12 protein-coding genes are annotated in these 15,320 nt (G+C 32.0%); 1 reads left to right on the top strand and 11 read right to left on the bottom strand.

The features are described from left to right. Positions 1 to 197 precede the first annotated feature (197 nt). From pulA to HALSAC_RS0101800, 11 genes are all read right to left on the bottom strand, one after another. Positions 198 to 2,096, bottom strand: coding sequence for a type I pullulanase (gene pulA / locus HALSAC_RS0101850; protein ID WP_027338833.1), 1,899 nt, complete (start codon positions 2,094 to 2,096; stop codon positions 198 to 200). Positions 2,097 to 2,422: 326 nt separating this feature from the next. After that, positions 2,423 to 4,093: an alpha-glucan family phosphorylase gene (gene glgP, locus HALSAC_RS0101845; RefSeq protein WP_027338832.1), complete on the bottom strand. Its 1,671-nt coding sequence runs from the start codon at positions 4,091 to 4,093 to the stop codon at positions 2,423 to 2,425. 442 nt (positions 4,094 to 4,535) lie between these two features. After that, complete coding sequence (locus HALSAC_RS0101840; RefSeq protein ID WP_027338831.1) at positions 4,536 to 5,597, bottom strand: DNA polymerase IV; 1,062 nt, start codon at positions 5,595 to 5,597, stop codon at positions 4,536 to 4,538. Between the two features lie 62 nt (positions 5,598 to 5,659). Beyond that, complete coding sequence (locus HALSAC_RS0101835) at positions 5,660 to 6,589, bottom strand: cation diffusion facilitator family transporter (RefSeq protein WP_051412042.1); 930 nt, start codon at positions 6,587 to 6,589, stop codon at positions 5,660 to 5,662. Between the two features lie 58 nt (positions 6,590 to 6,647). Then, a complete protein-coding gene (locus tag HALSAC_RS0101830; protein WP_027338829.1) occupies positions 6,648 to 7,370 on the bottom strand; it encodes a lysophospholipid acyltransferase family protein in 723 nt (240 codons plus the stop codon). A 141-nt stretch (positions 7,371 to 7,511) separates the two neighbouring features. Then, entirely contained in the window at positions 7,512 to 7,745 is a 234-nt protein-coding gene (locus tag HALSAC_RS0101825) for a glutathione S-transferase family protein (RefSeq protein WP_027338828.1), read from the bottom strand. Between the two features lie 197 nt (positions 7,746 to 7,942). Beyond that, positions 7,943 to 9,025 carry a CsgG/HfaB family protein gene (locus HALSAC_RS0101820; protein ID WP_425402501.1) on the bottom strand — a complete coding sequence of 361 codons (1,083 nt, stop codon included), beginning with the start codon at positions 9,023 to 9,025 and terminating at the stop codon, positions 7,943 to 7,945. A 40-nt stretch (positions 9,026 to 9,065) separates the two neighbouring features. Further along, positions 9,066 to 10,601 (bottom strand): LPP20 family lipoprotein, encoded by a 1,536-nt coding sequence (locus HALSAC_RS0101815; RefSeq protein WP_027338826.1) that lies wholly within the window; start codon positions 10,599 to 10,601, stop codon positions 9,066 to 9,068. Positions 10,602 to 10,619: 18 nt separating this feature from the next. Beyond that, entirely contained in the window at positions 10,620 to 11,741 is a 1,122-nt protein-coding gene (locus HALSAC_RS0101810) for a DUF5050 domain-containing protein (protein ID WP_027338825.1), read from the bottom strand. 12 nt (positions 11,742 to 11,753) lie between these two features. After that, positions 11,754 to 12,944, bottom strand: a complete 1,191-nt coding sequence (locus HALSAC_RS16255) for an LPP20 family lipoprotein (RefSeq protein WP_051412041.1) — start codon at positions 12,942 to 12,944, stop codon at positions 11,754 to 11,756. Between the two features lie 13 nt (positions 12,945 to 12,957). Beyond that, positions 12,958 to 13,809, bottom strand: coding sequence for an LPP20 family lipoprotein (locus HALSAC_RS0101800; RefSeq protein ID WP_027338824.1), 852 nt, complete (start codon positions 13,807 to 13,809; stop codon positions 12,958 to 12,960). 603 nt (positions 13,810 to 14,412) lie between these two features. On the opposite strand from HALSAC_RS0101800, the gene HALSAC_RS14770 reads away from it, so the two are divergent. Beyond that, positions 14,413 to 15,320, top strand: a 908-nt coding sequence (locus HALSAC_RS14770) for an IS30 family transposase (RefSeq protein WP_051412040.1), incomplete at its 3' end; no start/stop codon positions are given.

The raw sequence follows: 15,320 nt of genomic DNA, 5'->3' as shown, positions 1-15,320 counted from the left end.
CTTACTGCTATCTTATATTGAAGCTTAATAGTAATATAGTGTCACTTTCGTGCCACTAGTAATGGGTAATGAGTGAAGAGTAATGAGTAAAGTCAAGATCTCAAAACCTCTTATAGACCTTAGGGAATAAAAGGGTTTCTGTTTTTTTAAGGTTTTACCCATTACTCATTACTGATTACTCATCACCAGTAATAAAGCTAAGCTTTATTACTATACAATACCATTGTACTTATCTTAGGAACTAAGACCTCTTTTCCTTCAACTACCTCAACACTTTCAACTCCTGCCTTATTTTCTTTAACTACAACATTCCATTTTCCACCCTTTGGTAATTCTACCTTCTTAGCTTCATGGTGAGGATTAAAAGCAACAACAATATCTCTCCAACTATCACCATTGGCATTATTCTTTAAGGTATAAGCAATCACCCCATCTAAAGTTTCTAGGAATTCTAAATTATCTTTAATATCTTTAGCAGAATCCATCCTAAAAGCAGGATGCTCTTTTCTTAATTTTATTAAACCTTTATAGTATAAGAATGTATCATAATTATCTACTTTCTTCTCCCACTCTATCTGATTGATCTTATCAGATGAGCTATAGCTATTTGCTACACCATATTTGGTTCTTAAAAATTCAACCCCTCCATGCAAGAATGGAATTCCTTGAGAAGTTAAGACTATAGCATTACATAAATTATTCATCTTAACCTTATCTTCTTGACTATCTACCACATTACTCTTATCTATCTTATCCCATAAAGTTAAATCATCATGTGCTGAGACATAATTAATTGACTCTTGAGGATTATCTGCAAAAGAGTTAATACCTCCTACTATCCCCTCTTTAACCTCATCTATATTGCTTATACGACCTGTAGCATAACCTCTATCTTCACCTCTAGTACTTCCCTTGACTGCATCTCTTAAATCATCATTAAAGACACCAACACCCATACCACGTTGCTCACCTTTTCTTAATTGTTCATCAAATGGCAAAGGTGAATAGTCTGCCATCCAAGGTTCTCCATATATTAGTATGCTTGGATCAATATCACGCAACTCTTTTGCCACCATTTTCATTGTTTCTTTATCATGTAAGGCCATCAAATCAAATCTAAATCCATCAATATGATATTCGTTGGCCCAGTACTTAACAGAATCAACAATAAATTTACGAACCATAGGATTATCAGAAGCTACCTCATTACCACATCCTGAACCATTTGATACCTCTCCATCAGATTTATACCTGTAATAATGTTTTGGAGCCAACTTACCAAAGTTAGATGTTTCCGTAGTATATGTATGATTATAAACCACATCCATAACTACCCTTATACCATTTTTATGTAAACTTTGAACCATAGATTTAAGCTCCTTAACACGTGCAACAGGATCGGTTGAATTGGTAGAGTATGACCCTTCAGGAGCATTATAATTAACTGGATCATATCCCCAATTATATTCATCATCTGCCGCCTCATCAACACTACCAAAATCAAAAATTGGTAATAAGTGTATATGGGTTACTCCTAATTCTTTTAGATGATCAATACCTGTCTTAATATCATTTCCTAGAACCGTTGTCCCTTCTTCAGTAAAGGCCAAATATTTACCCTTATATTCCATACCGGAATTAGCTGAAATAGAGAAATCTCTAACATGCATCTCATAAATTACAGAATCTTCTATCCTTTTTAACTCTGGTCTTTGATCATTACTCCATCCCTCAGGATCTGTCTCCTTTAGATCTAGAATTACACCTTTTGCTCCATTTTGAGATAAACCTTTTGCATAAGGATCAACAGCATAAAACTCTTCATTATCTCTAGTAACCCGATAATGATAAAACTTATTCTTTAAATCACCCTTTACAGTTGTACTCCATACTCCTGCTTTATCCTTTTTCATTGGAATTATTTCGCCTTGACTATGTACAGCATCTGCTTCATCATATAATACTAAATTAACCTCATTATTTTCTGGAGACCAAACAGAGAATTTAGTCATCTCTGGACTGTAGTTTGCTCCTAACTCACCTTTACTAAAGAATTTTTCTCCACTACTATAGTTCGCCTCTTTCAAATTACTCATATCTTAAACCACCCCTATTAAAATTTAATTGTTATCAGATAAAGATAGATTAAACTAAATAAGATATAATACCTTATTTGAATTAGATAATCACTTAGAAATAGTTAATAAGAATAATTCGCTTCTCAATAACCAGTTTCTTATAATTAAAATTAGACATTTATTACCTAAACTCCTTTTTTTTAAGAGTTAATAAAGATAAATAATTAAATTAGTCCTCTTAAATTATATTTACTAACAAGTCTAATTATGTATGTAAATAAATTTACCCCCTTATGATAAAAAGACCTATCCTAAGGATAGGTCTTAGAATAGGTCTAATTTATTTAATTGTTCTCTGGTGCATAAACTAATTTATAGTAATCATTTAACATTCTACCAGCAGAGAATTGCTCATAAGTATCATTATGGCTCTCCTTCATCATATCAATCCACTTATCTTGATTATCATAATAAGTAGGTACAACTTGGTTTAGTAGAACATCATAAAGATTTGTAACATCATACTCATCTAATTGAGCAAGCTTCTCTTCATGACTTCCTTCAAAATCTTCAGCAGTCTTAGCTTCTACACCATCTGGAGATATAGCCCATCCATTTTCTCCATGACGACAAGCTTCTGGCCACCATCCATCAAGAGTACTTAAGTTTAGAACACCATTCATAGCAGCTTTCATACCAGAAGTACCACTAGCCTCTTTAGGTCTACGTGGGTTATTTAACCATACATCCACACCTCTAGTTAAAGCAGCACCAATAGTCATATCATAATCTTCTAAGAATACTACACTACTTGGATACTTTTTGCTCATAGCAATAAGATTAGCTGTAATCTTTCTACCCATATCATCTAATGGATGAGGCTTACCTGAGAATACAAGTTGAACTTTACCAGACTTTAAGTATTCTTCAATAACCTCTGGCTTGCTAAAGATTAAGTCACTTCTCTTATAAGGAGCAGCACGACGAGCAAATCCAATTAATAACTTGTCTGCATCTAATTTAACTCCATTTCTCTCTTCAACTAAATCAATTAATGCTTGTTTAGCCTTTTGGTGTGCAGACCAGATCTTATCATTGTCACCATCAGCAAAAGCAGCAACAACATCTTCATCTGTCCAAGTTCCTGTATGAACACCATTTGTAATTCCTACTATTGGAGCAGCTCCATCTACATGGCTCCACATTTCATTAGCAGTTTGCTCATGCAAACTAGCAACAGAGTTAGCATTTCTAGCCAATCTTAAACCAGCAGCAGTCATACTAAACGGTGCGTCACCAATAGCAACCATTTGCTCAACATTTAAATGTTGATAAGCACCCATATACTTTAATAAATGATGTGTATGAACTTCATTTCCAGCCAATACAGGTGTATGTGTAGTAAATACAACCTTCTTACGAACTTCTTCTAATGCATGATCAAACCACATACCTTGATCTTCCATTTTCTCTCTTAATAATTCAACACCTGCAAATACAGGGTGACTATCGTTGAAGTGATATACATCTGGTTCAATTCCTAAGGCTCTAAGAGCTTTTACTCCACCAATACTCAATACCATCTCTTGAGCAATTCTGTGCTCATTAAATCCACCATACAGACGGTCAGTAATCCACTCATCACCAGCGTAATTTTCTGGTACATCAGTATCTAATAAATACAAGTCGGCATTACCGAACTTAGTCACTTTCCAAACCTTACAGTGTACATCTCTTTCTCTGATGTTAACTTTAACTTTAACACCAGTATCTTCTAAGAAATCATAATCCTCTTTAAATACTGGATAAGCCTTATAAGGTTTACCATCTTTTACGATCTGCTGATTATAACCTAGTTTCCATAACATTCCTATAGCTACAAGATCTCTGTCTTGGTCATAAGCAGCCTTTAAATGGTCACCTGCCAAAATACCTAATCCTCCAGAATAAATTTTAAAATCACTCTCTAATCCATATTCCATACAAAAATATGCTACTTTTGGTTCCTTACTCATTTTTTCTTGTCCCCCTCTGAATTGTTTATTTTTTAGATTACTATTATTATAATAATCTAATTTTAATTTTGATACTAAAAATTATTTTATATAAAATATATCTAATTAGATATATTTATAAACATTTATTATAAAAGATCTTTTATAATAAAGAATTATTTCATTTATGTATTCAGGTTATTTGAAATTATAAAAAACTTAACTATCAACTTTTTTTACCTTTTCAAAGACAAAAAACCCTAGATCAACTATTTCTAAGTTAATCAGGGTTCTCACATAGTAACATTGCCCTCAGATTGTAAATAATAAAATTACTTTAGCCTGTCTTTTAAGCTTCATTCGATTTTATTATCTTTATCTAAATTTTTTTATAAACTTATTTTGTCTGCTTTTCGTAATTTATTTTATCATATCTTCACGAAAAATGAAAGAAAAAAACGATTTATTTTTTAGTTTTTTTAAAAGATAAACATAATTGCTTAATACTATTATCCCTCATATTGAATAAAGTTATTCCTATTAATCGAACTTTTTTTCTTAAATTTATCTCTTTTAAAATACTCAAAGCTAGCTTATATATTTTTTCTTCTTTATTAAAATAATACTCACAACTTTGACTTTTTGAAAACTCTTCAAAATCACTATACTTTAACTTCAAAGAAATACTTCTTCCTTTAATATTATTGCTAACTGCTCTTTGACTAACTTCACTACATAGCTCTTTTAAATAATCGATTAAAAGAACTTTATCACCAATATCTTTTTTAAAAGTTGTCTCTTTTCCAATAGATTTAGGTCGGCTTGGAGGAGTTACTTCCCTATTATCCTCTCCTTGGGCCAACTTCCAAATCTGATAACCCTTTTTGCCTAACTTATCTATCAGCACTATTCTATCAGCTTGAGCAATATCCTTTATTTTATATAAACCAATTTCCTTTAACTTACCCTCTGTTTTAGGGCCAACACCCCAGAGAAATTTAACATCTAAAGGAAGAATAAGTTCTTCAAAATCATAAGGTGAGATTATCTTGAAACCATTAGGTTTATTAAAATCTGAAGCAAGCTTAGCTAAGAATTTATTATAACTAATACCTACCGAAGCAGTCAGCCCTAGATTATTCTCTATCTCCCTTTTAATTTCTTTAGCTATTCTAATACTATTTTTAGGATTTTGCTTTACATCTAGATAAGCTTCATCTAGGGATAAGGGTTCAACTAAGTCTGTATAACGATAAAAAATCTCTCTTATATTATTAGAAACCTCTTTATAAAGAGAATGCCTAGGCTTTAAATAAACCCCATTAGGACATAACTTTCTAGCTTTTGCTATGGGCATTGCGGACCCTACACCATAGCATCTAGCCTCATAAGAGGCCGTACTTACTACTCCCCTTCTGCTCTTACCACCAATAATAACAGGCTTTCCTCTTAAAGCAGGGTTCTCTCTAACTTCAACAGAAGCATAAAAAGCATCCATATCTATATGTATTATACTAAGCTCCATAAGCACACCCACCTAGAGAATTTAGATCAGATTAATTAATAAAAAACTCTTGCTTTATCAAATTAAATAGCCCATTTTTCATCTTGAGTAAAAGCAATATCCATCCACAGCTCCAACTGATTTTTCTTTAGTTTTTTATAAAGTTGACCTCTTATTTCATCTTGATCAGTAATTGATCTAATATAAGAATCCTTTCCTACTATAAAATCAACATCAATTTTAAGTGTTCTTCCAACCTTAGTTACTCTAATAAAAACATTATCTATATTATATTCTTCTTTTAATTTTAACACCTCTTTTTCAACTTTAGTTCTCAAATCATCATCAGGAGCCATTTGTAATAACTCCTTAATAGAAGAAATAATCTCTTCAATTGGAATCTTTATAAAATATACTGAGAATAAAATTACCATTATTGGATCTATATAGGGTATTATAGGATTAAGTTGATCTATAAGTTGAGAAATAACAGCTATAAAAAAACCTACTAATACTCCTAAACTAACTAAAGTATCCATATACCATTGATTGGCTTCAGAAATAACAATGTTGGAATTTAAACTTTTACCACCACCATATAAATACTTATAAGTTACAAAGCAACCTATTACACCAAATATAGTATAGATTAAAGCAGGACCTAAAACTACATCCCGACCACCTTCTAATATTGACATAATAGCAGTAACCAAAGAACTTATTACTAATAATATTATTAAAAAATATTTAATAATTATAACCAAAGGCTCAATAACTGATTTACCAAAAGGAAATAATTCATAATCAGTCTTTTTTATAAATTTAATAGCTACTAAAGAAAGATATGATAAAAAAACAGAAATCAAAGAATATAAACCATCAAAAACTAATAATTGAGAGTTTAATATTATACCTAAAAGAAAAGATGTTATAGAAAAAAATAAAGCACTATATATTGAAACTTTTAATAAATTTGTTTCTGTTTTATTATTTTGTATTAACCAGCCAGCCAAAACTAATCTCCTCCTTCAAATTTATCACTAATTATTACCTTTACATTTTAAATTTAAATTAACTTTCACCTATTAATTCTTTACTTATCTCTTCTCTAACTATTAAAGTTAAATCATCTTTCTCCTCTTTACTTAAACTATCAATGTAAATAGGATCTGAAATAACTAGCTCTACATTATCTCCTTTGATAAAACCATTATTTCTTTCTTTTAATTTATAAGAACCTTTAATAGTCACAGGGACTACAGGAACCTTCTCTCTAAGAGCAATCTTTAAGCTTCCCCGTTTAAATTTACCCAATTTACTTGATCTACTTCGGGTTCCTTCAGGAAATATGACCAGTGATTGGCCCTTTTCAAAGACTCTCCCAGCTCCTTTAAAAGCCTTAAGAGTTTGACGAAAATCATTTCTTTTAATAAATATACAACCTAACTCCTTCATCCAACTCCCAATAAAAGGTAAATACCTTAATTCCCATTTAGCAATAAAGGCCTTAGGCTTATCTATGTAACCTAGCAAAAGAGGGATATCAAAAGAACCTTGATGATTAGAAACAAAGAGAACAGGTTCATCGGGCAACTTATCTTCCCCTATAACTTTCACCTTGCTACCTGTAAATTCTACCATTTCTTTGGCCCATTTTGGTACCCATTTATTAACCAAGCCCTTTACTTCATCTTCTTTATTATTTTTCATAAGGTACTTAAGTTTAAAGAATATCGGCAAAAGTCTAATCTGATATATCCAAAAATAAGAAAACCATAATATTGTTTTAACCATCTAACCCCACCTCAACTAAAATAATCTCTTATAAAGTATTATAATCTATCTTCCCTATTAAATCAAAAAAGTTATCTTTGCATTTAAAAAGCCTCCTAATATAGGATTAATTAACTCTATATTAGAAAGCTAGGTAATTTATCAGCTGTAATTTTCTTCTAAATATTCTATAATCTTAGCTGAATCATTTACTACTGTGCCATCACTATCTTGGATGACGGGAACCTTGATCTGACCAGATAGCTCTTTAATATCAGTCCTCTTTCCCCTATCCCTTGGTACTTCAACCTTTTCATAATCTAAACCCATACTTTCAAGCTTATCCCTAACTTTTTTGCAAAATGGACAGGTCTCAAATTGATATAACTTAATCACCTTTTCTCCTCCTTTTGAATAAATTTAATAGTAACTACTATTAGTATTTTGTGTGATTTAATATTCTCCTGCTTACTTCCTTTGATTTTACAAATATAAAACTTTACTTTATTATATATTATATTCAAAAGACCATTAAGTTATAAAAAAATTAAAACCTACCCTACACCTTATTTCTCTTTACTTTTTATTTTAAATTAAAATTCATACCTATCATAAACTATTTGGGCAAACCTATCAACTGCTTTAGTTAATACATCATCAATCATCTCTTCATCAGAAGGAATTGAAACTGATTCTCCTTGATAATAGGATGTTCTAAAGTTCTCTCTTTCTCTAATAGTCTCACTTAAGACTATTGCTCCATTAGAAACATCAAGAATATTAAAGATAATTTGAGTATATGCTTCCTTTTGTACATTAGTTCTTGTTACTGGATCATCTTGATATCTAACATCTACCTTTTGTGAATTCCTGTCTTCTGTTACACTACCACTTAAAACCTTCCCAACTACCAAAAAGTCAACTCCCAATATATTACCTATATCTTTAGCAGTAGAGGAATCAACTAATCCGCTCGCCCCTAACTTCTGTTCTTCTAAAATCTGATTAAGTCGAGCTCGTTCAATTACCTCAATAAACTTAGGGTCTCTGCTTAATAATTTAGCTGTAAATAAACTAGTAGCTCTTCTTCCTAAGTTATAACGGTATGTACGATAAGTTGTATCTTCAAACTCTATAACTGCCATCCTCTTTAACTTAATTTCTCTTAACTTTTGATAAGCTTGATCATAATTATGATTAACATTTAGATAATTTTGATCATATCTTCTTACATTATTAAAATATCTATAAGCTAGTTCCCAATTTTCTTCTTCTAAATATTTTATGCCTTGGCTATAATGATAATCTTTGTACTTATCTTGGGCTTCATGTAAAAGGCTTAATACCTCTGTTGTATCATTTATAGCTCTAGCCTCTTCTAGATAATTAATAGCCAATTGATAATTCCCTCTATCTAAAAAGTATTGTCCCCTCTCTAAATTCGATTCATACCTCGCTTCACGACTACTTCTTACTCTACGATATATCCCCCAAACACCTAAAGTTATTAAAGCACCTATCCCTAAGCCTTTAGATATATTAGAATCACTATCTTGGTTAGATGAGCTGTATAGTTCCTGGGCCAACACATAATCAGCCCCTACAAAACTAATAAATATAAAGACCAATAATATCATCGAAATAAACTTAGAATACCTGCTTAACAAAACAATCACCCTCTTTATTAATTTTATATAATAATTAAACTGATTTAAGTTACTCTATAAGCTCTAAAATCAACTTTCCATCACTTAAACTAACTACTTTAAATTTAAATGGTAGAAGATCTTCTAAATCCAAAGCAAAATCTAGAGGATCAGAGCCACTCATCAATTCTAAATCAAATATCGCTAAATTATTACTATATTCTCTAAAATAAACATTATCGAGTTGAGAAATAGAAGGAAGTTCTCTTCTGATAGTTCCTAATTGGGCCAACGATTCTACTTCTCTTATCTGCAACCTAATATTCTTCTCAGAACTTAATATAACATTACTTATGCTACTAACAATCTCTTCTCCACTATCCTTGCTTGCAGCTAATAAAGCTTTACTAGCAGCATCCTGTCTGCTAATTCCTATTCCCTCTCCTCTACCAGTACTAACCCCAATAACTCTTGCGTTAGACGTATCGATAGCCCTTACTTCAACTTGGCCACTATAAGATACAAGTCCAGATAAACTATTATTATTAATTCCTCTTAGATCAACCTTACTAGCAACACCATCTGCTATTAGAACAACCTCAGCATTAAGTTGCTTTCCTAATTGAGATGCTAGTTGATAATCACCTCTAACCATTGCCTCTTCTTGCTCCTTTTTAACTACATTCTTTACTTCAGTGGAATCAACTACTTGATAACCTGACTCTAAAAGGATTTTAATAAATTCATTTTCAATGATAGAATTAGAAAGGTTAGTGAAGTTGGCCCTTTGAGATGCAACTACCATTAACCTAGGATTTCCTTGACGTTTAATATTTAACTTTAATGCTTCAAGATCATCTTCTAACTCACCTACCCCAACCTCAACTCTCAAATAAACATAATAATTATCTCCATCATTATACTCATCAACTATCTGATAATTCTTCACATACCCTTCACTACTTCTTAAGATACTATCACTAATCAACTCATAATTCTCAACTTTAGTTTGGGCATTTATATGAAGGCCTACTACTTTCTCTACACCTCTACGTAAGCCATCATTTATAGCTAAACTTTTAGCTCTAGCTATATCCCTACCCGCAATATAAGATATACCTTTAACTTCAACTACCTTTGAATCTCCACTCTCTATTGGCTTATTAGATGATAAGTCTTCGCTCTCACCTTCATTATTAATATCTTTAAACCTCTGATCCTCTATTTTTTGGCGTGACTTTTGATATTTATCTCTTGCTTCATCTAAGAGCCTTAACGCTTCATTAGTATCTTTGATCTTCCTTGCTGCTTCAAACCTATAAATTGCTAGCCTATAATCTCCTCTTTCTAAAAAGTATTGACCCTGCTCTAAGTTAGACCTGTACTCTGCCTTACGCTTACTTCTAGACCTTCGATAAATCCCCCAGACCCCTAAGAAGATAAGAGCACTTACACCTAAATTTCTAATTGTTTGAGAGTCATTATCACCATTAAATTGCCCTGATAAGTTATATATTTCTTGGGCCAACGCACAATCTACCCCTACAAAACTAACAAAAATAAATACCAATAAAACCATAGCTATAATTCTAGAAAGGTCTCTCACAGTATCAACACCCCTTCTCTAATCTTTCCAAATTGGCTTACTGTAATTAATATCTTCATCTACTAATATACCTCTAATTTCACCTTTAGGAGTTAATAAATTTATATCCTTAGTACCATCCTTCTTACTTACATATATTAAGGTATTTAATTCTGCATTCCAAACTGGATACTGATAACTTTCATCTTTTGACTCTAATAGATTTCTTAATCCACTGCCATTATAGTTCATCTTATATATTCCTGAACTCTCACTAGTTGAAGTAACAAATACAAATTCTCCTCCATCCTTTGACCAACTAGGATCACTGTCATTACCAAAGGATTGACTTAACAAGATCTTTCCTCTCCCACTCTTATCCATTAAGTGAACCTTATCTTCTCCTGTAGTTTGAGAAATATAAACTATACTACCTCTTATATCAGAGTAATCTATTTGACCATCGTAATGATTATTGTTAGTTAACCTTAATAGATTATCTCCATTTAAATTCATCGAATAGATATGAAATTCTCCTTCAAAATTGGCTACAAAAGCTATCTTGTCATCACTTAACCAAATAGGACTTTCTTTATCCCCTTTATTAGAGGTAATCTGCCTCAAATTCGAACCATCTTCCTTCATTGTATATATGTTGCTATTGCCATCCCTATCTGATAAAAACAAAATCTCTCCTCTTTTTTCTGACCAAGCAGGAGACCAATCATTACTATTGCTATCAGTCAATTTAGTTCTTTCTCCGCCATATATATCTCCTAAATAAATACTCTTTGATCCATCCTTATCACTAACAAAGAAAAAATTCCTAACCCTACTAGGTCTAAGCCTTATATCTATATTCTTATCACCTTCTTCTAAGATCAGCTCTTCAACAAAAGTTCTATAACCTGGAACCCCGACTTTGATTAGCCTCTCCTTTAAGGGAATATCTTCAACTACCGGTATATCTTCTAAGATAAAACCACCTGATGAGTTTGTCTTTAAATCGATATCACCAATCTCTACCCCAACTCCTGCCAACCCTTCCCCAGTTATATCATCTATAACTCTTCCTCGTAGAGTCATAAACTCTTCTCCTCTACAACCAGTTAACAATAATAAGGTGATAACTATTGATATAAGTATCAGCCTATTCTTCAATTATACCCCTCCTTAATTAAGAACAATGATAACTCTACGTTCACTTAAAATACCTTCTCTTTCTAAAGCTTTCATTACTTTAGCATCATTATTAGATACTATTAAATCGGTATTATAATCTCCTCGGCTACCTTTTGTATCGATAATTAAAGGGTTATTGCCAACCCTAGAATTATTCTTTGCATCTGCTAAACTTCTACTATAAGATACTAATCCATCTATAACAACTCCATCTACATTAATAGTATCCATCCCATAGATCAATTCTCCCCTTGAGCTATATATATTAGGGGCCAAAGCTGGTTTAAGATCAGAAGTCCCATTGATAATAACCCCAGTATAATTAACTTTAACATTAGGTTCTTTATTATCAATAGGTCTACTACTCTTGCCATCCCCTTCTAGTATTGGTAGTACAGCCTCTATAACACCCTCTTTACCATAAAGATGAACTTCCATAACTACCATATAACTATCCTCATCTAATTCCTTCTCTTCAACTATCCGTGCACCTTTGAGCAGTCCCGAAATTCTTCTCTCAATAATATCTGATTCAATCTGAGCATTGCGGACAGTCTGTTTAGAATCTATCTGTACACCATCAATTAATTCAATTAACCTTCTTTGAGCTGCTGTTATTGCAGCTTCTCTAGCCATAATCCTAGCTTGAGTTTTATTTTTAGTAAAGGAAGGTGAGATTCCAAAACCAGTGGCTTGAATAATTGATCTTTCCCAGTCATAAAGACCTTCATCCCTCTCCTCTACAATATTAGTATCTTTAGACCACCCATCATTAATATCTTCTGGTAATTTAATTCCACCTCTTAAGTCTTGCTCTTTCAAGTTACCTTCATCTACTTTATCATTAGATTCTTCTTTAGTAGAATAAGGACTTAACCTTATCTCTAAGCTCTTATCCCCTTTTTCTAGAATCAACTCTTGAACAAAGGTATTATAACCAGAAACACCTACCTTAACGAATCTATCCTCTAAAGGTACCTCTTCAACTACAGGTATATCCTCTAAAATAAAGAAACCTGAAGTATTTGTCTTTAAATCGATATCACCAATCTCCACCCTAACTCCTGCCAAACCTTCCCCAGTCATATCATCTATAACTCTCCCTCGTAGAGTCATAAACTCTTCTCCTCTACAACCAGTTAATAATAATAACATTATTAATACAATAGTAAGTTTCTTCAAGAAAACCTCCTCCTTAATTGAGAACAACTATTACCCTACGATCACTGAAGACCCCACGTATTCCAGCAGATTTAATAGATCTAGCATCACGATTAGAGATTACTATATCAGTGCTATAATCACCCTTAACTCCTTGTGCATCAATTATTAAAGGATTATTGCCAGCTCTTGAATTATTTCTAGCATCTGCTAAACTCCTACTATATGATACCAAACCATCTGTAATAACATCATCAATATCAATAGTACTTACCCCATATATCAAATCTCCACTAGAATTATATATTTTAGGAGCTAACGCTGGACTAAGATCAGAGGGTGCCTTTATAATAATACTAGTATACTCTCCCTCTTCTTCTCCAAAGCCATCATTTCTATCAATCCAGATGCTATCTTTAGTAGATCTTCTACTATCCTCTATAGCTGGAAATATAGCTTCTATAACTCCTCCATTACCATAAAACTCTAATTCCATTACTACCATATATGTCTTATCGTCTATTGACTCTTCTTCAATTATCCTAGCCCCTTGTAATAAGCCAGAAACTCTTTTTTCAATAACATCAGACTCTATTTGAACATTCTTTACAGTTTGCTTTGAATCAATCTGCACACCATCAATCAACTCTAACAGCCTTCTTTGAGCTGTTGTTATTGCAGCTTCTCTTGCCATAATCCTTCCTTGAGATGAATTATTTATAAAAGAAGGTGAAATACCAAAACCTGTAGCTTGAACAACTGACTTTTCCCAATCATAGACTCCATTATCCTTCTCTGCAAAGATGCTACTTCCAACATCAGCCTTGACTATACTAGTTACCCAAAATAAGATTAAAAGCAAAGGTAAAATCCTCTGTCTAAACATATAATCACCCCTTAATTACTAATCTATAAAATCAACTTTCTTTCAGTTACACTAACTCCCTCAAATTTGGAAGTAAAACTATAAAATCGAAAATCCCCCAAAAAATCGGCATTACTGATTAAATTCAAATTAGACAATGCTAACTATTAATAACTCTCTAAATAGATAGCACTACCTTAGGATAAAAGGGGTAACTCTCTTCTTATACAACTTAAGCTAATTAAAGAATATACACCCACTAACTATACTTAACTTTTTTACAAATTACATTCTAAATTTATAAGCTCAATAACTATCCACTAGATATATTAATAGCCCTTCCTTTACATTCTACTATATTAAAAAATTAAACTAATTATAGTATATTCATTGACTACCTAGTAGTTTCTTCTGTATGATGAATATTTATAAAGATAATCTCCAGTTACAATTAGGTTATATTATAGTAATAATTTCAATATACCATCTGAAAATCCTCTTTATTTTGTAACTTTGGAACATTGTATAATTAAATGCACGGATAGTGCAAAAAATAAATGACACATATGAATACCTCATATATAATGTTAAATAACCACAAATAACATAAAGTGAGGTATTGATATGTGCCAAGATAATTATAACACAAATGAGAACAAAGGTGAACACTTAAAATGGGAAGATAGAAAAGTAATAGAACACTTGTATAATCAACAAAACAAGTCTCCCAAAGAGATTGCACAAGAGTTAGGTAGACATAGAACTACAATAAGCAGAGAGGTTAAAAAAGGCAAAATAGAGCTATTAAATTGGGACTATACAATTAGAATAGAATATGATGCATTAAAGGCTCAAAAGGTATATGATCAAAATGCTACAGCTAAAGGAGCTAAAATAAAAATAGGTAAAGATCACAGGTTAGCTGAGTTTATAGAGGAAAAAATCAAAGATAAGTATTCTCCAGAAGTAATTGCAGATATGATAAAAAATAGTGAAGATTTTGAAATAGAATTACATTGGAAGACTATCTATAATTATATAGATAAAGGCATCCTATTTGTAAGTAGAGAAGAGTTGACCTATGGTAATTATAAAAGTCTAAAAGACAAAGAAGAAAGAAAAGAATCAACTAAAAGACGTAAAGAAGGTAGAAGAATATCAGATAGGCCTAAAGCAGCTGATGAGAGGTTAGAAGTAGGTCATTGGGAAATGGATCTAGTAGAGGGTAGAAAGGGAAAAGGAGAGCCTTTCTTATTAGTTCTAACGGAGAGGTATAGTAGAAAAGAAATAATAGAGATTATACCTAATAAGACGCAGGAAGCTGTAATAAGAGGTCTGGATCGAATAGAAAGAAGAATAGGAGTAAAGAAGTTTAGAGAATTGTTCAAGACTATTACAACTGATAATGGGAAAGAATTTTATAACTATACAGGAATAGAGACTTCTTTTACAAGAAGTAAAATTCCAAGGACAAAGCAATATTATGCTGATGCTTACTCTTCTTGGCAAAGAGGGAGTAATGAGAACTTAAA

It is taken from the genome of Halonatronum saccharophilum DSM 13868, from assembly GCF_000517025.1.
GTDB lineage: Bacteria > Bacillota > Halanaerobiia > Halobacteroidales > Halobacteroidaceae > Halonatronum > Halonatronum saccharophilum.
Note: the sequence above shows the minus strand (reverse complement) of the source record. Positions and strands in the feature narration are given on the sequence as shown.